Below are 23,187 nucleotides of genomic sequence, written 5' to 3' on the forward strand. Positions count from 1 at the left end.
CGCCCAAAGCCGAATGTCCACACACCCTAGGCCGCCTCCGGCAGTAGGATTAGGCCTCTTGCCGCTGGACGGCAAGTTATTTGTGCGATATACGATTTTTGTTCGATTATCGAACTTTCGGAGGCGGGCTTGGCAATCAGCGACAAAGATATGATGGGCGGTTTCGCCAAGGGGATTTCCGTGCTGGAGGCATTCAGTGCCGAACGTCCCAGACTGTCCATCGCGGAGGCTTCCGCGCTGACCGGGCTGGACCGTGCGACGGCGCGGCGCTGCCTGCTGACGCTGTCCGAACTGGGCTATGCCGATTACGACGGCAAATTCTTCTCGCTGACGGCAAAAATCCTGCGGCTCGGCCATGGCTGGTTGTCAGCGGCCCCGCTGCCGGTGCTGATCCAGCCGCATCTCGACCGGCTCTCGGAGCAGGTGGGGCAAAGCGCCTCCGCTTCGGTGCTGGATGGAACGGAAATCGTCTACATCGCGCGGGCCGCGCAACGGCGGGTCATGTCGATCACTTTGATGCCAGGATCGCGCCTGCCGGCCTATAGCGCCTCCATGGGCCGGGTTTTGCTGGCAGCTCTGTCTGATGCCGAGGTCCGTGCCGTTCTCGTCGCCTCGACGCTCAAGGCGAACACACCCTTCACCAAGACCGATCCGCAAGAATTGATGGGCGAGATTGCCAGGGTGCGGGCCGAGGGGCACGCAATCATCGATCAGGAACTGGAACTCGGCCTCTGTTCCATCGCCGTTCCAGTGATGGATCGACGGGGCCATGTGCTGGCGGCCATCAACATCGGCGCTCCCGCCGCCCACGCCCCTGCTGCCGAGATGGCGGAGCGTTATCTGCCGCATCTTCTCGCCGCGCAGGCGGCCCTTCGGGATCTGCTGCCATGATCAGTTCGTTTTGCCGTCAGGGAACGTAAAATTCTCGCGGCTTTCCTGAAAGCGCTCCAGCCTGCCCCGCTCCTGTTGCCGCCATTGCCGGGGGGTGACGCCTGCTTCGCGGGTGAAGAAACGGGTGAAATAGGCGGCATCCTGAAAGCCGAGGCTTTCAGCAATGGCGCTGACGCTGGCATGGCTGAAAATCAGCTCCTGCCGCGCGGTGTCGATCAGCTTGCGGGTCAGCATCTGCTGCAAGGTCAGCCCGGCCTGCTGGCGCAGCAGGCGGTTGAGATGAGTGGCGGAAATACCGAGCGACCGGGCGTAGAAATCCGCAGGCTTATGGGCGCGAAAATGCGCGGCGATCAATTGTTGCAGCTTCTCCAGCCGTGGCTCGTGCCCGTCCACCCCATGGGCTTCGGGGCGCTGGATGCGCCGGGCAAGGTGCACGACAATGGCGGTCAGCAGGGATTCCACCAGCAGGATGCGACCGGTCCGCACACTGTCATATTCGCGGGCAATCGCTTCCATCAGCGGGGAAAGCGGGTCCGCCCCTCCTGTCAGCGGCACCAGCAGCGGTGCGGTCAGGACCTGCTTCAGCAAGGGTTGCAGGGCCGAGGGCAGCGCGGCAGGCAGGGCGGTGACGATCAAGCCCTGCACATCCCGGGAAAAGCGAAAGCCGTGGCTGGTTTGCGGCGGCAGGATCAGCACGGAAGGGGGCGTCAAAATATGGCTTTCTTCGCCCAGGATCGCATCGCCTGACCCGTCTGAAATGTACAAGATCTGAAAAAACTGCTCATGTTGATGCAGGGCAATTTCAAAGCGGTAGACGCTGCTGCGGGCATAAAGCGTCTCGCAATGCAGCCAGAATTGCGGCTGTTTCGGGGTTTCCTCGCCGTAGAGCCCATAGGTGGGTACCAATTTTCCTGTCATGACCAGTCCTCGCCATGGTCGGATAATCCAATTTTTTGCACGAAAAGTCCATTGAGGAAGAGGCTCTGGAACGGCAGCCTGAGATGACGGAAAGCAAGTGGTGGAGGCCCTGCTTTCGCAGCACTTTCAGGACAGGAATTGGAGGATCCATGCGTAGTCAGGTCGTTATTATCGGTTCGGGGCCTTCCGGCCTGCTTTTGGGGCAGCTTCTGGCTGGGGCAGGGGTGGAGACGGTCATTCTGGACCGGGTCAGCAAGGATTATATTCTGGGCCGCGTGCGGGCCGGGGTTCTGGAAGAGGGCACGGTCAAGCTTCTGGAAAAGGTGGGGGCCGCAGATCGGTTGCACCGGGAAGGCCTGCCGCATGACGGCTTTTCGCTGACCTTCGACGGGCGGGCGCATCGCATCGATCTCTTCGGCCTGACCGGCGGCAGCCGGGTGATGGTCTATGGGCAGACGGAGGTGACCCATGACCTGATGGATACCCGCGAGGCTGCGGGCCTCACCACCATTTACGAAGCGGCCAATGTGCAGCCCCATGATTTCGATGGGGCAAATCCCTATGTGACCTATGAAAAAGATGGTGTGACCCATCGCATCGATTGCGATTTCATTGCCGGCTGCGACGGTTTCCACGGTGTCTCGCGCAAATCCGTGCCGGAAGGGGCGCGCAAGGAATTCGAGCGTGTCTATCCCTTCGGCTGGCTTGGCATTCTGGCGGAGGTGCCGCCGGTCGATCATGAACTGATCTACGCCAACCATCCGCGCGGCTTTGCGCTCTGCTCCATGCGTTCCAACACCCGCAGCCGCTATTATGTGCAATGCCCGCTGGACGACAAGGTGGAAGACTGGAGCGATGACCGCTTCTGGGACGAAATCCGCCGCCGCCTGCCGGATGAGGTGGCAAGCGCCATGGTCACGGGGCCGTCCTTCGAAAAATCCATCGCGCCCCTGCGCTCGTTCGTCACGGAGCCCATGCGCTTCGGCCGCCTGTTCCTGGCGGGCGATGCGGCCCATATCGTGCCCCCCACGGGAGCGAAGGGCCTCAATCTCGCGGCCAGCGACGTCTACTATCTCAGCGAGGCGCTGATCGAATTCTACCGTGACAAATCCGAGGCGGGTCTTGATGGCTATTCGGCACGGGCGCTGTCGCGCATCTGGAAAGCCGTGCGTTTCTCCTGGTGGATGACGACGATGATGCATCGCTTCCCCGACACCGGTGATTTCGGACAGCGCATTCAGGAGGCTGAACTGGACTATCTGGTCTCCTCGCGCGCCGCATCTACCGCGCTTGCCGAAAATTATGTCGGCCTGCCATACTGATCAGGAATTATAGAAGATGAAAACGCCGGCCTGAATTGAATCAGGCCGGCGTTTTCATTCATTCGTATCAAGCCGTCTGGACCTGACGGCTGCGCCGCCACAGCAGCAGCACGGTAAACAGGCCAGCCACGAGTGTGATCGGCACCAGCAGCAGCATCACATCCGCCGGTGTCTTGCCCTGCGAGACCAGGAAGCCCGCCAGAAGAGGGCCGACGATGGAGCCGAGGCGGCCTGCGGCCACGGCAAGGCCGACACCGGTGCCGCGCACTTCATAGGCATAGCATTGCGGCGCAACGCCGTAGAGAATGCCCTGGAAGCACAGGAAAGCGCCGCCGAGCAGCATGCCGGCCAGCAGCATGAGAATGAAGTTTGCCGGGAGCAGCGACAGGCTGAGCAGGGCGATGGCGCCTGCCGCATAGGCGAAGGAGGTGGAAAAGGCCGGACGCGCACGGTCAAGCATGCCGCCGCCGATCAGGCTGCCGATGGCGCCGCCGACATTGAAGGCAATCTGGATCTGCGAGGCCTGATCGCGCAGGAAGCCACGACCGATCAACAGCTGTGGCAGCCAGTTCAGCAGCAGATAGAAGACCAGCAGCGCCAGGAAGAAAGAAATCCACAGCGCCATGGTGGTCATCAGCGTCTGCGGCGCAAAAATGCTGGAAAAGGCAGCATTGATCGACTTCGCTTGGGTCTTTTCCACCCGCATGGGCGGCAGCATCCAGTGCACGATCGGCGCCACCAGCATTGGCAGAATACCGCCGACGACAAAGATGGACTGCCAGTCACCGCCATGGAAACCCATCATCGCCACGATGCTGGCGATACCGCCGCCGACAGGCACACCGGCATACATCATCGCCACGGCCCGGCCCCGCCGCTCGGGCGTCACCGATTCGGCGGCAATGTTGACCAGATTGGGCAGCGCGCCGCCGAGACCGACGCCCGTCAGCAGCCGGAACAGCAGCAATTGCTCGAAGCTGGAAACGAAGGCTGTTGCGATGGAGAAGATGCCGAAGGTTAGAAGCGACAGCACCAGGCCGGTGCGCCGTCCGAAGGCATCGGCCACGCGCCCGCCGAGCAGCGCGCCGATGATGAGGCCCACCGTGGCCGAGGAAAAGAACAGCCCGACCTGGTTGGGGTTCAGTGCGAAGGCGGGAATGAGTTTGGGCGCGGCCACACCCGCCGCCTGAAGATCGAAACCTTCAATCGTTGCCGCCAGAACGGCAAGCTTCAGCCCTTTGCCACCGCTTGCGCGGTGATCCGTAGACGTTGTCATTGATGTCCTCCCAATGGGGCCCTACCTCTGCCCCGGTTTCGAAAATCCGGCCCCCCGCGACGGGGGCTTAAAACAATTAAAATTTCCAGGGAATGTGCAGCTCTTCCTCCAGCCGCCCGCAATTCCCGGTCAGGATTTTTGCTACACGCCGTCGTCCTGCCAGATTTTTGCCAGCAGCATTCGCAGTTGCTGCCGCTCCGCAGCGCTCAGTCTCTGCAGCATCGTGTCCTCATGCGCCTGCAGCAGGGCCATGAAGGTTTTCGCTTCTTCCTGCCCGTGGCGGGTGGGATAGAGCTTCTGGATACGCTGATCCGCCGGGTCCGTTTCACGGACGAACAGGCCGCGACCTTCCAGCTCGCTGAGGATCGAGACGATATTCGCCCGCTGCATGCCCAGCATCCGGCAGATATCCGCCGAACTCACGCCCGGATTTTCCACGATGGTCAGCAACACACTGGCCGGGACCGGTCTTGTGTTCACATCGTTCAAAGCCGCCACGGCGCCGTTGAGATCATGAATGGATGCGCGGCGCAGATGGTAGCCGATCAATACCTCAAGTTTTTCCGGGGGCTCGACCGCTGAACAGGTATTGTCCTGCAGCACGTCCTCTGTGCTCTTGGGCTTCAACGGCATTGATTTTTGTCTACTCCCGTCATCTCCGCTCTTGAAATCACAATACCGCTATGCATGATAGCAGTCAATCGCTATGGGAGATAGCGTTTTGAAAAAGGGGTTCGGTCCCCTTCTTGGATGGGAGGTTCATCATGAGCGATGTGCAATTGCGGATCGGCGGTCAGGCGCGCGCCGCAGAGGGTGGCAAGACGTTTCAGCGGCTCAATCCGGTGACGGGGGAGGTTGCAAGCTCCGCTGCCGCGGCCAGTGTTGCCGATGCCGTGGCTGCCGCCGAAGCCAGTGCTGCGGCGTTTCCGGCCTGGGCAGCCATGGGGCCGAATGGCCGCCGTGCGGTGCTGCTGAAGGCCGCCGATGCGCTGGCTGCCAAGGCGGATCAGTTCATTGCCGCCATGGCGGCGGAAATCGGTGCAACGCGGGCCTGGGCGGGCTTCAACGTCATGCTGGCCTCCTCCATGCTGCGCGAGGCTGCGGCCCTGACGACGCAGGTTGCGGGCGAAGTCATTCCCTCCGACAAGCCGGGCTGCCTGTCCATGGCGATCCGCGAGCCGGCGGGCGTCGTTCTGGGCATTGCGCCGTGGAATGCGCCGGTCATTCTGGGCGTGCGGGCGCTGGCAACGCCGCTCGCCTGCGGCAATGGCGTGGTGTTCAAGGCCTCCGAAATCTGCCCGCGCACCCATGCGCTGATTGCCGAGGCGCTGGACGAGGGCGGCCTGCCTGCGGGTGTTCTCAGCCTCGTGACCAATGCGCCGGAAGATGCCGGTGATATCGTTGGTGCGCTGATCGATCATCCGGCGATCCGCCGGATCAACTTCACCGGTTCGACCCGGGTCGGCAAGGTGATTGCCGAGCGCGCGGCACGGCAGTTGAAGCCGGTGCTGCTGGAACTGGGCGGAAAGGCGCCGCTTTTGGTGCTGAAGGATGCCGATGTGGATGAGGCCGTGAAGGCGGCCATCTTCGGGGCCTTCTTCAATCAGGGCCAGATCTGCATGTCGACCGAGCGGATCATCGTGGTCCCGGAAGTAGCCGATGCCTTCGTGGCGAAATTCACCGAGCGCGCCAAGGCGTTGAAGGCGGGCGATCCCGCAAGCGGCGCCGGGCCTCTCGGCGCTGTGGTGGACCGCCGGACGGTGGAGAAGGTCGAGGGCCTGATTGCCGATGCCCTGGCCAAGGGCGCAGTCGTCACCAGCGCCGGTGCTGCGGAAGGCGTGCTGATGCCGGCGCAGGTGGTGGATAAGGTTACCTCCGACATGCACATCTATTCGGAGGAAAGCTTCGGGCCGGTCGTCGCGATCCTGCGCGCCAGCGACGAGGACGATGCCGTGCGGCTGGCCAATGATTCCGAATATGGTCTTTCCGCCGCCGTCTTCACCCGCGATACGGCGCGGGGTCTGGCTGTTGCCCGCCGCATCCATTCCGGCATCTGCCACATCAACGGTCCGACCGTGCATGACGAGGCGCAGATGCCCTTCGGCGGCACCAAGGCCTCCGGCTATGGCCGCTTCGGCGGCAAGGCGGGCATTGCCGAGTTTACCGAATTGCGCTGGATCACCATGGAGACCCAGCCCGGTCACTTCCCGCTCTGATCGGAGGGCTGGAGATGACCACACCGGGAGGCCTGCCGACGGGGCAAATACCTGTCGAGCCCACGATCAGCGGGCCTTCCGCCCCCATGCCGGGTCTGGAATTCGCGTTTTCGGCGCGGGTGGAACTGCTGGAGCCGGTGGAGCAGGGCACGGTGAACGGGCTGCGGCTGCGCTTCGTGCCCATCCGGGGAGGAACCATTGACGGCCCAAGGCTTTCCGGCCGGGTTCTGCCCGGCGGCGGAGACTGGCAGTCGATCCGCCCGGACGGGTTGACTGAGGTGCGGGCGCTTTATCAGTTGCAGGCTGACGATGGCACGGTCATCTCGATTGAAAATACAGGCGTGCGGTCGGCTTCTCCTGTGGTGACCGACCGCATCAATCGCGGCGAGGCCGTGGGGCCGGATGACTATTACTTCCGCACCACGCCCCGCTTCACGGTGGAGGATGGGGTGCATGGGTGGCTGGCGCGCAGCCTGTTCATCGCCCGCGCCATCCGCATGCCGGATCATGTCATCGTTGATTTTTATACCGTCACATAGACAGGCCGCCTGGCGGCCAGGGAAAGGAATGCATTATGGCCAACGACGTCGATACCGTCGCCTATGAAATCATCGACCGCATTGCCTGGGTCCGGTTCAACCGCCCCGACAAGCGCAATGCCATGAGCCCGACGCTCAATCGCGCCATGATGGAGGTGCTGGACGAACTGGAATTCCGCGAGGATGTCGGCGTTCTGGTGTTGACGGGCGAAGGCCCGGCCTGGACGGCGGGCATGGACCTCAAGGAATATTTCCGCGAAACCGAGGCGGAGGGGCTGAAGGGCACCCGCAAGGCGCAGCGGGAGAGCTATGGCTGGTGGCGCCGCCTGCGCTGGTACCAGAAGCCGACCATCGCCATGGTCAATGGCTGGTGCTTCGGTGGCGGTTACGGTCCGCTCTTTGCCTGCGATCTGGCCTTTGCGGCAGAAGAAGCGAAATTCGGACTCTCCGAAATCAACTGGGGCATTCTGCCGGGTGGCGGCGCCACCAAGGTTGCCGTGGAACTGCTGCCGTTCCGCAAGGCCATGTATCACGCCATGCTGGGCGAGCCGATCGACGGCAAGACCGCTGCCGAGTGGGGGCTGGTAAACGAAGCCCTGCCGCTGGCCAGCCTCAAGGAGCGCGTTACCCAGGTTGCCAAGATCCTGCTGGAAAAGAATCCGGTTGCGCTGAAGGCCACCAAGGACGCCGTGCGCCGCGTCGGGATCATGACCTATGACGAAGCGGAGGATTATCTGGTCCGGGCGCAGGAAGCCGCCAATTCCTACGATAACGAAGGCCGCAAGGAAGGTATCCGTCAGTTCATCGACGAGAAATCCTACAAGCCCGGCCTTGGGGCCTACGACAAGAGCCGCCAGGCGCGCTGAGCGCTTGGAGTGTTCCCCACACGGGAACCGACGCTTCAAAATTCAGCCGGGAGCTCTCCCGGCTGACAGGACTGGGAGTTGGAGTGCGCTGCGGCCAGCCGGTTTTGCGGCGTCCGAAGGACATGTTGCGCCTTGCCGGATGATTTTGCCCGGTTGCGCCATGAGGAGGAAAGTTCATGGTGGATGTTATTTCACCCGATCCGGTGGGCCTGCATGCGCGGCTTCGCCCGGCAGCCCTTGCCTGTATCGATCTGGCAACCGACCGCCGCTGGACCTATCGCGAACTGGATACCGATATCCAGCGCGCCGTCAGCGTCTTGCAGGCGGAAGGCATTGGCAAGGGTGAGCGGGTGGCCGTGCTCGCCCGCAATTCGGTCTATCAGATCATCCTGCAGCAGGCCGCCATGCGATTGGGCGCGATTTTCGTGCCGCTCAACTGGCGTCTGTCGCTGTCGGAACTGGCGCTGCTTTTGAAGGATTGCGGCCCGGCACTGCTTTACACCGATGATGCCGTGCCGCCACTGCCGCCGGGATGTCGTCAGAAGACGATGGCCGATTTGATGGCCGATGTTCATGCGGCAGAGCCCGCGCCACGCTGTGCCCCGCATTCAGGGCATGATACATGCATCATTCTCTATACCTCCGGCACCTCCGGCGTGCCGAAGGGGGCTTTGCTCACGTCGCAATTCCTGCTGGCGACAGCGGTGAATTTCAACATTCTCGGTGAGGTGGATACGGGCTGCGTTTTCCTGTGCGACAGCCCGATGTTCCATGTCATCGGCATCGTCACGCAGATCTGGCCGCCCATGTTGCGTGGCGGCACTTTCATCGTCTCGTCCGGCTTCCAGCCGGAGGCGACCAATGACCGTCTGGCCAGCGCGGATTTCGGCGTGACGCATTATTTCTGCGTGCCGCAAATGGCCGATGCCCTGCGCTATGCTCCGAATTTCCAGCCGCAGAAATGGACGAAGCTGAAGGCGCTGTTTACCGGCGGCGCGCCCAACCCGGCCAGCAATATCCGCTGGTGGCTGGAGCAGGGTGTGCGCATGGTGGATGGCTATGGCATGACCGAAACCGGCACGACACTGGGCATGCCGCTGTCCCGGGACGTGCTTTATGAAAAGGCGGGCGCTGCCGGTCTGCCGGGTCCGCTGACCTCGATCCGCATTGTCGATGAGGACGAGCGCGATGTGCCGGATGGCACGGCGGGTCAGATCCTCGTCTATGGGCAGAATGTGACGCCCGGCTACTGGAACCGCCCGGAAGAACGCGGCCGCGCCTTCACCGCCGATGGCTGGATCAAGACGGGTGATATCGGGCGGCGGGATGAAGATGGCTATATCACCATCGTCGACCGGCTGAAGGACATGTTCATTTCCGGCGGTGAAAACGTCTATCCGGTGGAAATCGAGGCGGCCCTGATCCAGCATCCGGCGGTGCGTGAGGTGGCTGTCATCGGCGTGGCGGATGCCCGCTGGGGCGAGGTGGGTCTCGCCTTCATCGTTCCGAAATCTGGACAGACAGCCGATCCGGACGATCTCACCCGCCATTGCCAGTCCCTGATTGCACGATACAAGGTGCCGAAGGAATTTCGTGTGGTGGAAAAACTGCCGAGGACGGCATCGGGCAAGATCCAGAAACATATTCTGGCCCGGGAAGCGCAGGCGATGGAGAAGGCCTGAGGTCTTTGGGCGCTCACCCTCGGGCAGACGGCAAACGTTAGCAAAAAAAAGCCCTTCTGCTTTTAAAGGAGAAGCAGAAGGGCTCTCGTGAAATTGCAGGGAGGGGGCAATTTCACCAAATGGAAAAGAAGCTTACCAGCAGCAGAAGCCGCCATCGACCAGCAGATCCACGCCGGTCACGAAGCTTGCGGCGTCCGAGAGCAGGAAGATGGCGGGGCCGACCATTTCATCCACGCTTGCCATGCGCTGCATCGGGGTCTGTTCTTCGAACAGCTTGGTCTGGTGCACCATTTCAGGGCGCGTATTCATGGGCGTTGCGGTATAGCCCGGCGAAATGGTGTTGACGCGAATGCCGCGGCCCACCCATTCCATGGCCATGGACTTCGACATATGGATGACGCCTGCCTTCGAGGCGTTGTAATGGCACTGCATCAGCCCGCGATTGACGATGACGCCGGACATGGAGGCGATGTTGACGATGGCGCCGCGCCCATGCTTCAGCATGGATTGCGCTTCCGCCTGGCAGGAGAGGAACACGCCCTTCAGGTTGATGTCCATCATCGTCTGGAACTGGCTTTCTTCCATCTCCTCAGCCGGGTTGGCATTGGCGATGCCAGCGGCGTTGACGGCCAGCGACAGCGCGCCCAGTTCGGCTTCCGTGCGGGCGACGGCCTCAGTCAGTGACTGCTTCGATGTCACGTCCGCAGCGATCTGAATGGACTTGCGGCCAGCCTTGGCGATGAAATCCGCCGTCTGGGCCAGACCGTCATCGGTGCGGCGGTCGAGAAGGGCCACGTCAGCACCGGCCTGGGCCAGACCCATGGCGATGCGCTGGCCAATACCGCTGCCAGCGCCCGTGACAAAGGCCACCTGACCGGAAAGATCGAAGAGTTTCGGGGCATTGAGCTTGATTTCGGACATGATCGTCTTCCTGTGAAAATATCAAATGGTCGCAAGTTCCATGACGGAGACATCATTGGCCTCCTCACGGGACAGGATGCCGGCCTGATTGCCCTGGGCCAGCACCAGGATACGGTTGGAAACGCCGAGCACTTCCTCCAGATCGGAGCTGACGACGATCACCGCCACGCCTTCGCGGGCAAGGCCGACAATGATATCGTAGATCCCGGCACGGGCGCCGACATCGATGCCGCGCGTCGGTTCATCCAGCACCACGACACGCGGATTGCGTGCCAGCCATTTGGCAATGACCACTTTCTGCTGATTGCCGCCGGAAAGGTCGGAGGCCGGTTGTTCCGCCTTGCCCTTGACGCCGAATTTCTGGATGGCGGCCTTGGCAAATTTGCGCTTGGCGCCGGGCGTCAGCCAACGGCTGCCGAGCTTGTCGAGATTGGCATAGATCAGGTTTTCCCCGATCTCATGGGCCACGACCAGACCCTGCAATTTCCGGTCTTCCGGCACCATGACGATGCCTTCGGCAATCGCACCAGCCGGGCCTTTGGCAAGGAGCGGCTTGCCATCCAGGAGCACGCGGCCCTCGGCAATGGCGTCGGCGCCTGCAATGGCGCGGACAAGCTCCGTGCGGCCTGCGCCGACCAGCCCGGCAATGCCGAGAATTTCGCCCGCATTGACCTTGAAGCTGACCTTGCGGAAGGCATTGTTGGCGCCGGTCAGGTTTTCCACCTCCAGCACCACCTTGTCCTTCGGTTCGGGCAGGGCGGGGAACATGCGCTCCAGCGAGCGGCCTACCATGCTCTCGACAATGGTGCGGACCGGGGTGGCGCTATCGGCAAATTCACAGACCCGCTCACCATCGCGCAGCACCACGATGCGGTCGGTGATCTGGCGGATTTCTTCCATGCGGTGAGAGATGTAGATGATACCCACGCCCTCGGCGCGCAGCTTGCGCACCTGTTCGAACAGCGCCTCGGTTTCCGCACCGCCAAGGGCTGCGGTCGGTTCATCGAGAATGAGCAGCTTGGCATTCAGCGCCAGTGCCTTGGCAATTTCGATAAGCTGCTGATTGGCCGTGGAAAGGCCCGCCACCTTGCGCGTTGCGGGAATATGCAGGTTCAGCCGCTTCAACTGCTCTTCGGCGCGGCGCACCATCTCATGGCGGTCGACAACGCCGTTTTTCATCGGCCAGCGCCCGATGAAGACGTTTTCGGCAATGGAAAGCTCGGGCAGGAGCTTCAATTCCTGATGGATGAGCACCAGACCCTTGTCGATGGCCTCGCGGGGGGAGGCGGGGGTGTAAGGTGCGCCAATCCAGGTCATGGACCCTTCGGACGGGGTGCGGGAACCGGCGATAATGCCGGAAAGGGTCGATTTGCCAGCGCCGTTTTCGCCCAGAAGTGCCACGACCTCACCGGCATGAATGTCCAGATCGACATTTTTCAGCACCTGCACCGGGCCGTAGCTCTTGCTGATGCCGCGAAGGGACAGAATGGGTTCGCGCATGACGGACAACCTCCCGCATATGTGTGGAAGCGAAAGCCGCGGTGGCGGCTTTCGCTATGGTCGAGACGGGGCGCGTTTACGCCCGAGCCATCAGGGATGGTTGGCGATGAAGCCTGCAACATTGTCCTTGGTGGTCAGCGTTGCATCCATCAACTGCACCGGCGGAACCTTTTCACCGCCAACGATCTTCACGGCCATTTCCACGGCAGTGCGGCCCATCTTCTGGGTCTGCTGGGTGGCGGTGACGTCAAAAACGCCGTTCTTCAAGGCTTCGAGAGCGGCGGTGTCGCCGTCAAAGCCGCCGACGAAGATCTTGCCCGACGGATTGGCAACCTTGATCGCCTGGGCAGCACCCAGTGCCAGGCCGTCAGCCTGGGCAAAGACGATCTTCACGTCGGGATTGGCCTGCAGCATGTTCTGCATGATCTGGAAGCCTTCATCCTGGCTCCACATGTTGGACCACTGCTCGGCAACCACCTTCACGCCCGGATTGGCCTTGACGGATTCCATGCAGCCCTTGGTGCGGTCCACTTCCGGCGTCGTGCCCTTCTGGCCGTGGATGATGACCATGTTTCCGGAGCCGCCAGCCTGCTTGATGATGTAATCGCAGACAGCCTTGGCGGAGGCGACGGAATCGGTTGCAAGGAAAGTATCGCCCGGCGCGCCGTCGGCATTGCGGTCAACGTTGATGACCGGCACCTTGGCAGCCTTGGCGAGCTTGACCGGAACGGTGGCGGCAGCCGCACCTGCCGGAATGTAGATCAGTGCGTCGATATTCTGGGTCAGCAGGTCCTGGATCTGGTTGACCTGGGTCGGGCCATCGCCCTTGGCGTCGACGGTGACGACCTGAATGCCGCGCGTCTTGGCTTCGGCTTCAACGGCCTGCTTGATCTGGTTGAAGAAGTTGGCCTGCAGGTTGGCAACGGCAAGGCCGATTTTCTTGACTTCAGCGGCCTGAACGGAGCCGAGCGTCATCGACAGCACGGCAGCCGAGGTCATGAGAAGGCGAGCGAGTTTCATGTTCTTTCCTCCAGTTTTTGGTTGCGCCAGAGAAATGGAAGACCTCCCCCCTCTCTCGGGCTTTTGCTTCACGCCGCCGATGGACGGCGGCGTATCACGGGTGCCGCGGATCAAGTCCCCCGCGGCAAGCGTAAGGATGTCAGGCCCTCTTGCGGCGGAGCGTTTCGGCACCCACGGCGAGCACGATGACCACGCCGATGATGACCTGCTGCAGGAAGGGTGAGACATTGAGAAGGTTGAGGCCGTTGCGCAGCACGCCGATGATCAGCACGCCGATCAAGGTGCCGCCAATGCCGCCCGCGCCGCCGGAGAGCGACGTTCCGCCGATGACCACAGCCGCAATCGTATCCAGTTCATAGCCGAGGCCGCTGGAGGGCTGCACCGAGTCGAGACGGGCCGCCAGAACGATCCCCGCCAGGCCGGCGAGAACGGCGCAGGCTACATAGACGCCGATGGTTACCAGCGAAACATTGATACCGGCAAGCCGTGCCACTTCCGCATTGCCGCCGACCGCATAAATCGTGCGGCCTTCGGCGCGGTAGCGCAGGAAAATCCAGGAGATGAACAGCACCACCAGCATCAGCAGCACGGTGGCCGTCAGCACGCCGAAATGACGATCGATGGCGAGCATCATGAACCAGTCAGGAAAACCGACGATCTGCTGGCCATCGGTGATCATGTTGGCAAGGCCGCGCGCCACCGACATCATGGCAAGCGTGGCAATAAAGGCCGGAACCCGGAAACCGGTGATGAGAATGCCGACAACCAGGCCGCAAAGTGCCGAAACCACCAGTGCCAGCGCGATTGCCAACCCCATGGGCAGGCCCGCGACATTGGCCGTCCAGCCCATGACCATCATCGACAGTGCCAGCACCGAGCCGACCGAAAGATCGATGCCGCCGAGCAGGATCACGAAGGTCATGCCCACGGCCATGATGCCAAGCACGGTGATCTGGTCGAGAATGTTGAGGCCGTTGCGCAGAGACAGGAAATTATCGCTGGCAAAGGTCAGGAAGAGGCAAAGGAGGATGAGGCCCAGCAGCGGCCCGGTGGCGCCGCTCAGGAAAACCAGTGGATTGCGTGCCTTCGGGGCTGCGCCGTTCTCGTCTACCGCCACCATAGCTCCTCCCATTCGTCAATTCTAAACCGATTAGAATAAATATTCATTGCCGGTGAAAGATGCATAAGCTACGGCTGCAAGCCTTGTCAACACCCCTCAACATGTCGGGGCTGTTTCTTTTTTAGCACCGTAGATTTTACCTTAAAGGCTTGACAGCTTCCCTGCATGTGCAATTATATCGCCTATTGTATAAATATTCACTGCCTGATCCGAAGGGGATTCCATGCAGATCAATGAGCTTGAGCGCCTTGCGCGCCAGATCCGCTTGCGCGATGTGCAAGCCGTGTTTGAAGCAGGTGCGGGCCATGTGGGCGGCGAGATGTCGGTGATCGATATCCTGACCGCGCTCTATTTCCGTGTTCTGAACATCGATCCGGCCGCGCCGAAGGCCCCGGGCCGCGACCGTTTCGTGTTGTCCAAGGGCCATACCGCCTGCGCCCTTTACATCACGCTGGCCAAGCGCGGTTTCATTCCCGAGGCTGAGATTTCCACCTTCCTGCAGGCCAATTCTCGCCTGAACGGCCACCCGAACTGCAACAAGGTGCCGGGTGTGGAAACCAATACCGGCCCGCTCGGTCACGGTCTGCCGGTGGCGGTGGGCATGGCCAAGGCGGCCAAGCTCTCCGGCGCCTCCTATCACACCTATGTCGTGACCGGCGATGGCGAGATGCAGGAAGGCTCCAATTGGGAGGCCATCATGGCAGCCGCCCAGTTCGGCCTCGATAATCTGACGCTGATTATCGATCACAATCGTTTCCAACAGGGCGCTGCGCTTTCGGATACCAATGACATTGCCCCGCTCCGGCCCAAGCTTGAGGCTTTCGGCTGGGAGGTCAGCGAAATCAATGGCAATGCCATGGCCGAGGTGGTGCCCGCTCTGGAGCATCGCGGCGGCCGCCCGCATTGCATCGTTGCCCATACCAACAAGGGCCACGGCATTTCCTTCATGCAGGACCGCGTCGATTGGCACCACAAGGTGCCGAGCAAGGAACAGTATGAGATCGCCGTTGCCGAACTTTCGGAGGCCCTGTGATGAATGCCAATGTAACGGTGGAAAAGCTCCACGATTGCCGCGACGCTTTTGCCGCAACGCTGGAAGCGCTGGCGGCAGCCAATCCGAACGTCGTTGCCGTTTGCAATGACTCGGTCGGTTCCTCCAAGCTCGGCGGCTTCAAGTCGAAGTTTCCCGAACGCCTCGTCAATGTCGGCATTGCCGAGCAGAACATGGTTGGCGTCGGTGCCGGTCTTGCCAATGGCGGACAGCTTCCCTTCGTCTGCGGTGCATCCTGCTTCCTCACGGGCCGGGCGCTGGAGCAGATCAAGGCGGATCTTGCCTATTCCAACGCCAATGTGAAGCTGATCGGCATTTCCTCGGGCATGGCCTATGGTGAACTCGGCCCGACGCATCACTCCATCGAGGATTTTGCCTGGACCCGCGTTCTGCCCAACCTGCCGGTGATTGCGCCTTGCGACAGCATCGAGACGGCGGCGGCGGTGAAGTGGGCTGCGGAGTATCAGGGGCCGTGTTTCCTGCGCCTGTCACGCGTTGGCGTGCCGGATCTGCTGCCGCAGGGCCATGTTTTCGAGCTTGGCCGTGCCAACACGCTGCGCGAAGGCGGCGATGTGACGCTGATTGCCAATGGCACGCTGACGCACCGCCTGATGAAGGCCGCCGTACTGCTGGCCGAGCGCGGCATTCAGGCCCGCGTGCTGAATATGGCAACGGTTCGCCCCATCGATGAAGCGGCAATCATCAAGGCCGCACAGGAAACCGGCGCGATCCTGACGGCGGAAGAGCACTCCATCTTCGGCGGTCTTGGCTCTGCCGTGGCGGAAGTGGTGGTGGATCACGCGCCGGTGCCGATGAAGCGCCTGGGCGTTCCCGGTGTCTTTGCCCATACCGGCTCCGCCGAATGGCTGCTTGACGAATTCGGCATGGCCCCACACAGCATTGCCGACGCGGCTGAAGCGCTGATCAAGCGCCGTTAAGCCTTTACTCTTGAAGCGGCGCAGGTATCAACACTGCGTCGTTTCGTTTTTTTGACGAGGATTTCAAGATGCGCGCCATTCTGGCCATTGATCAGGGCACCACAAATTCCAAGGCCATTCTGCTCACGGAAAAGGGTGAGATCATTGCCAGAGGATCTTCCCCCGTGGGGATCACCTTTCCCGAGCCGGGCTGGGTAGAGCAGGATCCGAACCGCATCTTTGCCTCCGTCAAGGAGGCCATTGCCGCCTGCCTTGAGAGCGCCCCTCAAGGGATGAAGGTGGAAGGCATCGCCATTTCCAACCAGCGTGAATCGGTCACTCTCTGGGATGGCGAGACGGGTGAGGCGCTTGGTCCGGTGCTGAGCTGGCAATGCCGCCGCACGGCTGCCGATTGCGCCGCGCTCAATGCCGCCGGTCATTCGGCAGAGGTCATGGCGTTGACCGGGCTTCCCATCGATCCGATGTTTCCAGGGTCGAAAATGCGGTGGCTGCTGGAGCGGGCGCCCAAGGGCCGCAAGCTGCGGCTCGGCACCATCGATAGCTGGCTGATCCATTGCCTGACGGGCGGCAAGACCCATGCCTGCGACGCCGCCAACGCCGCCCGCAGCCAGGCTTTCGACCTCAAGCGTCAGGTCTGGAGCCAGGAGCTTTGCACGCTGTTCGGCATCGATATCCATGCCTTGCCGGAGGTACGCGATAGCAGCGGCTCCTTTGGCGTCACCCTTGGCCTGCCGGGCATTGCCGACGGCACGCCGATCATGGCAGCGATCGGCGATAGCCATGCCGCATTGTTCGGCCATGGTGCCTTCAACCCCGGCGATGGCAAGGTAACCTTTGGCACCGGCTCGTCGGTGATGACGACGCTGCCGGATTTTATCGCGCCGGAGCGCGGCATTACCACAACAGTCGCCTGGCGCATTGCTGGAAAGCCGACCTTTGCCTTCGAGGGCAATATTCTGGTGTCGGCATCCTCCCTGCCGTGGATGACGGAGATTCTGGGCCTTCCCGATGTCGCCGCCCTTGTCGAGCTTGCCGCAACGGCGGAGCCGAACGGACCGGGCTTTGTACCAGCCTTTGTCGGCCTTGGCGCTCCCTATTGGGATACGCAGTCGCGGGCGCTGTTTTCGCAGATCAACTTTTCCACCACGCGGGCGCAGATGGCCCGCGCCGTGACCGATTCCATCGCCTTTCAGGTTCATGCGGTGTTTTCCGCCATGCAGGCGCAGTCACCCGCAGGCTTTGGACGGCTCTTCGTCGATGGCGGCCCGAGCCAGAACCGTTTCCTCATGCAATGCGTGGCCGATCTTCTGGCCCATCCGGTCATCCAGCGGGATGCGCCGGAGGCCTCGGCGCTGGGTGCTGGCTATCTGGCCGGACTGGCGCTCGGCATCTGGCCCGATCTTCAGGCGATTGCCGGGCTTAATCCGGGCGGCAACCGCATTGAGCCTGCCAGAACCGACAACGCCGCCAAGCTTGCGGTCTGGCAGGACGCGCTGGCCCGCTCGACGTACCAGATCAACTCGGTTAATGGTGAATAAAAATTCATCATGGAGTGGTCATGGGCCGGATCAACGAGTTACGACTGATAGCCCGCGTGGCGCAGATGTATTTCAGCGAGCACAAGCGTCAGGCTGAGATCGCGGAACATCTGCACCTGTCCCAGGCGACTGTATCGCGCATGCTGAAGCGGGCGGAGGCCGAGGGCATCGTGCGCACCAGCATCATCCCGCCAGCGGGCACCTATGGTGACTTGGAAACGCAGCTTCGTGAGCGCTTCGATCTGCCGGAAGCCATTGTCGTGGACTGTTCGGAAGACCGGGATGGGGCGATTATGGCGCGGATCGGCGAGGCGGCGGCGCATTTTCTGGAAGTGACGCTGGCGCAGAACGAGATTATCGGCGTCTCGAGCTGGAGCCAGACGATTTTCAAGATGGTGGAAAACATCCACCCGCAGAAGAGCGCCAAGGCGAAATATATCGTCCAGACTTTGGGCGGCATGGGCGATCCGTCCGTGCAGACGCACGCCACCCAGATCACCACCCGCTTGGCACGGCTCACGGGGGCGGAGCCGAAATTGCTGGCGGTGCCGGGTCTTTCCACCTCGCGCGAGGCACGGTTGCTGATGCAGGCAGACCCCTTCGTGCGCGAGACCATGGATTTGTTCGGCACGATTACGCTGGCCGTGGTGGGGATTGGCGCTGTCGAGCCTTCGGAGCTGCTGGCCCGGTCCGGCAATATCTTCTCTACCAAGGAACTGGCCGATCTCGCCCAGGCCGGGGCGGTGGGCGATATTTCGCTGCGCTTCTTCGACAAGGAGGGCAGGCCGGTGAAGACCCCGCTGGATGAGCGCGTGATCGGCCTGCCGCTGGAAAATCTCGGCAATGTCGATCGCGTCATCGCACTGGCAGGAGGCGCGAAGAAAACTGAAGCCATTGCCGGGGCGCTGCGCACCGGCGTGATCGACGTGCTGGTCACGGACAAATTTACCGCCGAGCGGTTGGTGGGATCATAGCGTTCATATCTGGGAGGAACATATGCGGCGTTTCGAAGGGCAATCCGTCTTCATCACTGGCGGCAACAAGGGCATTGGCTACGGCATCGCCAGACGTTTTGCCGAGGAAGGCGCCAAAGTCGCCATTGCCGCCATTGAAAAGGATGTGGCAGATGCCGCAAGGCGGCTCGCCGAGGAAACAGGCGCGGAAACTTTCGGCCTGTCGCTTGACGTGCGCGATGCCGCAGCCGTCAAGGCGGCCTATGCTGAAGTTGAAGGTCGCATCGGCGCGCTCTCCGTTTCCGTGCAGAACGCAGGCGTCATCACCATTGCCCGCGTGGAGGATCTGACCGAGAAGGAATGGGACTTCAACCTCGAGGTTAACACCAAGGGGGCATTTCTCTGCTGCCAGGAGGCGATCAACCGCTTCCGCGCCTCCGGCAAGAAGGGCCGGATGATCAATACCGCTTCCGGTCAGGCCCGTCAGGGCTTCATCTATACGCCGCATTATGCCGCGTCGAAATTCGGCGTGGTCGGCCTCACCCAGAGCCTTGCCAAGGAACTGGCGCCGGAAGGCATCACCGTCAACGCCATCTGCCCCGGCATCATCCATACCGAGATGTGGGATTATAATGACCGCGTCTGGGGAAGCATGCTGGGCAATTACGGCCCGGGCGAACTGATGGCCGAATGGGTGGAAGGCATACCCATGCGCCGCGCCGGAACGCCTGCGGAAGTGGCCGGTCTCGTGACGTTCCTGGCCTCCGACGACGCCGCCTATATCACCGGCCAGACCATCAATGTGGATGGCGGGCTGATCATGTCTTAGAGCATTTTCAGGAAAAGTGTAGTCACGGTTTTCCGTCCGGAAATGCGTAAAAACAGAAGCTTAGAGCACGTCCGGTGAACCCGTGTTCACCGGACGTGCTCTAGAATTTAGTGTTTCCAGACCAAAGACTGTATTTTACTTTTCTTAGAAATACTTTCAGGTCAGGACGTCGAAATCTGCGGTTCTTGCAATAGCGCCTCGGCAATGGCGGAGGCGGCCTTGACATGATCACGGGCTGCCTTTTCCGCCGCTTCCCCGTCGCCTTTGCGAATAGCATCGATGATCTTTTCCATCTGGGCCGGACCATCGACATTGCGCCGCTCGGTCTTGATGGTCATGGACCGCAGGTGGTTGATGCGGACAGTGAGAAGGCTGACGACCCCCCAGGCCACATGACGGCCGACGCTGTTGAAGAGACGCTGGTAAAACGCCGTGGTGTTGGCCAGCACGCCAGCCATATCCTGGCCGTCATAGGCGTTGCGAATACCGGCGAGCGCCTCTTCCAGTGCGGCAATATCCTGTGCGTCGCGGCGCTCGGCGCACAGCCTTGCCGCCATGCCTTCCAGCGCGCCGCGGATCTCATAGATCTGCCGGGCTTCATCCGCATCCAGCCGCGCCACCATCGGGCCACGGCTGCCGGCGCTGGTCACCAGCCCTTCCGATTCCAGATGCCGCAGCACTTCGCGCACAATGGTGCGGCTGACGCCAAGCTGCGTGCAAAGATCGCGCTCCACCAGCCGGTCACCGGGGCGGAAATGGCCGCTCAGGATGGCGTCCCGCAGCTTGTCCAGCGCCAGTTCCCTGAGGGTCTTGGAAGGACGCTCCACCCGCATGGCGTTTTCGCTCAAAGTCTCTGTCATGGCATCCCCTTAGAGCGTTTCCATGTTTCATAGAAACACAGAAACGCTCTAACTGATTGTTTTTACGCATTTCCGGACGGAAAACCGGATTCAACTTTTCCTGGAAATGCTCTAGCGCGGACCGGTCTGCCCACTGGTATTATGGTATGCCAAAAACCCGCATCTCTGGCAAGAGCGCCAGAGGATTAAGCCAGAAACAGGAAGGCCAGCACATAGGCGGCAGAGACCAGGGCGGTGATCCGCCGCCGCATGATCCAGTACCATTGCGGCTCAGACCCCTGTCTGGCGAGGCCCCGCTCTTCCGCCAAAAGCACCAGAAACCCCAGCAATTGCAAGGCAAGGGCAAGTCCGGTGCTCTCGATCAACAGGCTGCCCCAGATGGCAAGCGCCACGCCATTGCTGACCAGCAGCAGCCGCTGTTTCAGAGCGTCGCTGCTGATCTGTTGAACCAGACCCCACAGCGTTCCGGCCATGAAGGCCGCAATGATAGCACCGTAAGTCAAAAAGGCCTTGAGGCGAACGTCATGATCCAGCACTGGCAAGAGCGCCAGATAAAAGGGCAGGGCACCCGCAAAGGTCAGGCCCTGGGTGAGCTTGCGAATGGGCATCAACGTTTCACCTCTTTTGCTGGGTCTTTTCCATTCTTCTCGCGGCGGCAGCGCTCGGAGCAGTAGCGCACCTCTGCCCAATCCCGCGCCCATTTCTTTCGCCAGGCAAAGGGACGGTCGCAGGTCACGCAGACCTTGGCGGGCAGATGGCTTTTCTTCATCAATCAACATCTGTGGCGGCTACTGCATAATTTTATCCTTAAATCGATTCCGATTTAAGGATAAAATTATGCAGCAGATTTAAAGTTTTACAGCGTCCTTTGTGCGTTTGATAAAACGCACGGCGCTGTAAAGCCCGTTGCGGCTTACAAGCCTCATGCAACGTGCTTTACCTTCTTCTTTTAACGCATGTCGTTATCGCAAAACCGCTGCACACTTTTGCGCGACATGCTCTAAGTCACGGATATACGCCGGTTTTTGCCCTCCGGATTTACAAGGCTGATCCAATTCCATCCGATCCTCGTAAACTGCGCATGAGCCGCATTCCTAACCTTCACCTCGTCTGGTTCAAGCGCGACCTGCGCATCCATGACCACCGGCCCTTGCGGGAGGCCGCAGCCCAGGGGCCGGTGCTGCCGATTTTCATGGTGGAGCCGGGCTATTGGCGGGGGCAGGATGTCTCGGCGCGGCACTATGCTTTTCTGCGCGAAAGTCTTCTCGACCTGCAAAGGGCGCTCGCTGCCCTGGGGCAGCCGCTGGTCATCCGCACGGGAGAGGCCGTCTCCCTGCTGGCCGCCATTCATCGTCGCTTCGGCCTTGCCGGTCTCTGGTCGCATCAGGAAACCGGCAATGACTGGACCTATCGGCGCGATCTTGCCGTTGCCGGCTGGTGCCGGGAAAATGGTGTGATCTGGACGGAATTTCCGCAGGATGGCGTCATCCGCCGTCTGGCCTCGCGCCAGGGCTGGGCGGGACGGATGGATGGTTTCTTGCGGGATCCCCGTATTGCGCCGCCGGCAGCACTTTCTCCGCTGACTGGCATCGAACCCGGTGCCGCACCGGACGCTGACACGTTAGAGCTGCGGCCCGACACATGCCCGGAACGGCAGAGGGGCGGGCGGCAGGCGGGTTTGCAGTGTCTTTCAAGCTTTCTGCTCCACCGTGGCGAGGGCTACCGCAAGGGCATGTCCAGCCCCAATAGCAGCTTTGCCGCCTGCTCGCGTCTTTCTCCGCATCTGGCTTTGGGCACGCTCTCCGTCAGGGAGGTTATGGCATCCGTCGATGAACGGGGTGACCAGCTTGATGCAGGCAGTCTCGGCTGGAAGGGGGCGCTGTCGTCCTTCCGCAGCAGGCTTTATTGGCGTTCACATTTCATGCAGAAGCTGGAGGACCAGCCGAACATCGAATTCCGCAACCTGCATCCGGCCTATGATGGTTTGCGTGGCAGCGATTGCGCACGGCTTGCCGCCTGGCAAAAGGGGGAGACGGGCCTTCCCTTCGTGGATGCCTGCATGCGGGCGCTCCATGCCACCGGCTGGATGAATTTTCGCATGCGGGCCATGCTGATGGCGGTGGCGAGCTATCATCTCTGGCTGGATTGGCGTGCGCCCGGCCTGCATCTGGCGCGGATGTTTACAGATTACGAGCCGGGCATTCACTGGTCGCAGGTGCAGATGCAATCCGGCGTCACCGGCATCAACACCATCCGCATGTATAATCCGGTCAAGCAGGGGCTGGAACATGACGCGAAGGGCCGTTTCATTCGCCGCTGGCTGCCGGAACTGGCCAGCGTGCCGGATGCCTTCCTGCATGAACCCTGGACCTGGGAAAAAGCATCGACGCTTCTTGACCGGCACTATCCCCTGCCCATTGTCGATCATGTGCAGGCCGCCCGCGAGGCTCGCCAGAAAGTCTGGGCCATCCGGGGCAATGACAGTTTTCGCAAGACCGCCGACGGCATTCAGAAAAAGCATGGCAGCCGTGGCAGCGGCCTGAAGGCCAGCAGCGAGCGCAAGAAGCCTAAGGCGAGCGGGTCCAAGAACCAGCTCAGCTTTGATTTTTAGAGCATAATCCGACCGGAGTGAAACGAGGATCGAAAAGCGCTCTAGGCTGTAGTGACAAATTAATGGTTTGGGATTCCCTTTGAGGCGCAAATCAGATTCAACGCTAACTTTTGGAGGTTGGCGATGGATGGTGAGG

At 61.4% G+C, this 23,187-nt stretch carries 22 protein-coding genes; 12 read left to right on the plus strand and 10 right to left on the minus strand.

Annotation, left to right across the window (positions count from 1 at the left end; genetic code table 11):
- Positions 1 to 150: 150 nt before the first annotated feature.
- Positions 151 to 891 (plus strand): IclR family transcriptional regulator domain-containing protein, encoded by a 741-nt coding sequence (locus tag QO005_RS20750; protein ID WP_370878126.1) that lies wholly within the window; start codon positions 151 to 153, stop codon positions 889 to 891.
- On the opposite strand, the gene QO005_RS20755 is transcribed toward QO005_RS20750, so the two are convergent.
- Complete coding sequence (locus QO005_RS20755) at positions 892 to 1,809, minus strand: helix-turn-helix domain-containing protein (RefSeq protein ID WP_307159916.1); 918 nt, start codon at positions 1,807 to 1,809, stop codon at positions 892 to 894.
- A gap of 149 nt (positions 1,810 to 1,958) precedes the next feature.
- Here QO005_RS20755 and pobA point away from each other — a divergent pair, with 149 nt between their 5' ends.
- On the plus strand, positions 1,959 to 3,131 hold the full coding sequence (pobA, locus tag QO005_RS20760) for a 4-hydroxybenzoate 3-monooxygenase (RefSeq protein WP_307159917.1): 1,173 nt from the start codon (positions 1,959 to 1,961) through the stop codon (positions 3,129 to 3,131).
- Positions 3,132 to 3,198: 67 nt separating this feature from the next.
- Here pobA and mhpT read toward each other — a convergent pair whose 3' ends face one another.
- On the minus strand, positions 3,199 to 4,407 hold the full coding sequence (gene mhpT / locus QO005_RS20765) for a 3-(3-hydroxy-phenyl)propionate transporter MhpT (protein ID WP_307159918.1): 1,209 nt from the start codon (positions 4,405 to 4,407) through the stop codon (positions 3,199 to 3,201).
- 141 nt (positions 4,408 to 4,548) lie between these two features.
- The gene (locus tag QO005_RS20770) at positions 4,549 to 5,040 is read right to left on the minus strand and encodes a MarR family winged helix-turn-helix transcriptional regulator (protein WP_307159919.1); all 492 of its coding nucleotides are present in this window, start codon (positions 5,038 to 5,040) and stop codon (positions 4,549 to 4,551) included.
- Positions 5,041 to 5,171: 131 nt separating this feature from the next.
- On the opposite strand from QO005_RS20770, the gene QO005_RS20775 reads away from it, so the two are divergent.
- The 4 genes from QO005_RS20775 (at position 5,172) to QO005_RS20790 (ending at position 9,710) form a co-directional block, all read left to right on the plus strand.
- A complete protein-coding gene (locus tag QO005_RS20775) occupies positions 5,172 to 6,623 on the plus strand; it encodes an aldehyde dehydrogenase (protein ID WP_307159920.1) in 1,452 nt (483 codons plus the stop codon).
- Between the two features lie 14 nt (positions 6,624 to 6,637).
- Positions 6,638 to 7,162: a DUF3237 domain-containing protein gene (locus QO005_RS20780; protein ID WP_307159921.1), complete on the plus strand. Its 525-nt coding sequence runs from the start codon at positions 6,638 to 6,640 to the stop codon at positions 7,160 to 7,162.
- 35 nt (positions 7,163 to 7,197) lie between these two features.
- The gene (locus QO005_RS20785) at positions 7,198 to 8,028 is read left to right on the plus strand and encodes a p-hydroxycinnamoyl CoA hydratase/lyase (RefSeq protein ID WP_307159922.1); all 831 of its coding nucleotides are present in this window, start codon (positions 7,198 to 7,200) and stop codon (positions 8,026 to 8,028) included.
- 176 nt (positions 8,029 to 8,204) lie between these two features.
- Positions 8,205 to 9,710 (plus strand): AMP-binding protein, encoded by a 1,506-nt coding sequence (locus QO005_RS20790; RefSeq protein ID WP_307159923.1) that lies wholly within the window; start codon positions 8,205 to 8,207, stop codon positions 9,708 to 9,710.
- 132 nt (positions 9,711 to 9,842) lie between these two features.
- Here QO005_RS20790 and QO005_RS20795 read toward each other — a convergent pair whose 3' ends face one another.
- The 4 genes from QO005_RS20795 to QO005_RS20810 all read right to left on the minus strand — a co-directional run bounded on the left by QO005_RS20795 (position 9,843) and on the right by QO005_RS20810 (position 14,271).
- Positions 9,843 to 10,631 (minus strand): SDR family oxidoreductase, encoded by a 789-nt coding sequence (locus QO005_RS20795; protein WP_307159924.1) that lies wholly within the window; start codon positions 10,629 to 10,631, stop codon positions 9,843 to 9,845.
- A gap of 21 nt (positions 10,632 to 10,652) precedes the next feature.
- Complete coding sequence (locus tag QO005_RS20800; protein ID WP_307159925.1) at positions 10,653 to 12,131, minus strand: sugar ABC transporter ATP-binding protein; 1,479 nt, start codon at positions 12,129 to 12,131, stop codon at positions 10,653 to 10,655.
- Between the two features lie 90 nt (positions 12,132 to 12,221).
- Positions 12,222 to 13,151 carry a sugar ABC transporter substrate-binding protein gene (locus QO005_RS20805; RefSeq protein WP_307159926.1) on the minus strand — a complete coding sequence of 310 codons (930 nt, stop codon included), beginning with the start codon at positions 13,149 to 13,151 and terminating at the stop codon, positions 12,222 to 12,224.
- A 139-nt stretch (positions 13,152 to 13,290) separates the two neighbouring features.
- Positions 13,291 to 14,271: an ABC transporter permease gene (locus tag QO005_RS20810; protein WP_307159927.1), complete on the minus strand. Its 981-nt coding sequence runs from the start codon at positions 14,269 to 14,271 to the stop codon at positions 13,291 to 13,293.
- 223 nt (positions 14,272 to 14,494) lie between these two features.
- Here QO005_RS20810 and QO005_RS20815 point away from each other — a divergent pair, with 223 nt between their 5' ends.
- From QO005_RS20815 to QO005_RS20835, 5 genes are all read left to right on the plus strand, one after another.
- Complete coding sequence (locus QO005_RS20815; RefSeq protein WP_307159929.1) at positions 14,495 to 15,304, plus strand: transketolase; 810 nt, start codon at positions 14,495 to 14,497, stop codon at positions 15,302 to 15,304.
- The gene (locus QO005_RS20820; RefSeq protein ID WP_307159930.1) at positions 15,304 to 16,260 is read left to right on the plus strand and encodes a transketolase family protein; all 957 of its coding nucleotides are present in this window, start codon (positions 15,304 to 15,306) and stop codon (positions 16,258 to 16,260) included. The genes QO005_RS20815 and QO005_RS20820 overlap by 1 nt, the downstream gene beginning before the upstream one ends.
- Before the next feature lie 68 nt (positions 16,261 to 16,328).
- Entirely contained in the window at positions 16,329 to 17,798 is a 1,470-nt protein-coding gene (locus QO005_RS20825; protein ID WP_307159931.1) for an FGGY family carbohydrate kinase, read from the plus strand.
- 20 nt (positions 17,799 to 17,818) lie between these two features.
- Entirely contained in the window at positions 17,819 to 18,772 is a 954-nt protein-coding gene (locus QO005_RS20830; RefSeq protein ID WP_307159932.1) for a sugar-binding transcriptional regulator, read from the plus strand.
- 22 nt (positions 18,773 to 18,794) lie between these two features.
- Positions 18,795 to 19,580 (plus strand): SDR family oxidoreductase, encoded by a 786-nt coding sequence (locus QO005_RS20835; RefSeq protein ID WP_307159933.1) that lies wholly within the window; start codon positions 18,795 to 18,797, stop codon positions 19,578 to 19,580.
- Between the two features lie 161 nt (positions 19,581 to 19,741).
- On the opposite strand, the gene QO005_RS20840 is transcribed toward QO005_RS20835, so the two are convergent.
- The 3 genes from QO005_RS20840 to QO005_RS20850 form a co-directional block, all read right to left on the minus strand.
- Complete coding sequence (locus QO005_RS20840; RefSeq protein WP_307159934.1) at positions 19,742 to 20,440, minus strand: GntR family transcriptional regulator; 699 nt, start codon at positions 20,438 to 20,440, stop codon at positions 19,742 to 19,744.
- Positions 20,441 to 20,625: 185 nt separating this feature from the next.
- The gene (locus QO005_RS20845) at positions 20,626 to 21,048 is read right to left on the minus strand and encodes a DUF3429 domain-containing protein (RefSeq protein WP_307159935.1); all 423 of its coding nucleotides are present in this window, start codon (positions 21,046 to 21,048) and stop codon (positions 20,626 to 20,628) included.
- A complete protein-coding gene (locus QO005_RS20850; RefSeq protein WP_307159936.1) occupies positions 21,048 to 21,209 on the minus strand; it encodes a DUF2256 domain-containing protein in 162 nt (53 codons plus the stop codon). The genes QO005_RS20845 and QO005_RS20850 overlap by 1 nt, the downstream gene beginning before the upstream one ends.
- Positions 21,210 to 21,521: 312 nt before the next feature.
- Between QO005_RS20850 and QO005_RS20855 the strand changes: the two genes are divergently transcribed.
- Entirely contained in the window at positions 21,522 to 23,051 is a 1,530-nt protein-coding gene (locus QO005_RS20855; protein ID WP_307159937.1) for an FAD-binding domain-containing protein, read from the plus strand.
- Positions 23,052 to 23,187 lie beyond the last annotated feature (136 nt).

The organism is Allorhizobium paknamense (assembly GCF_030815125.1).
In the GTDB taxonomy this organism is placed as follows: domain Bacteria; phylum Pseudomonadota; class Alphaproteobacteria; order Rhizobiales; family Rhizobiaceae; genus Allorhizobium; species Allorhizobium paknamense.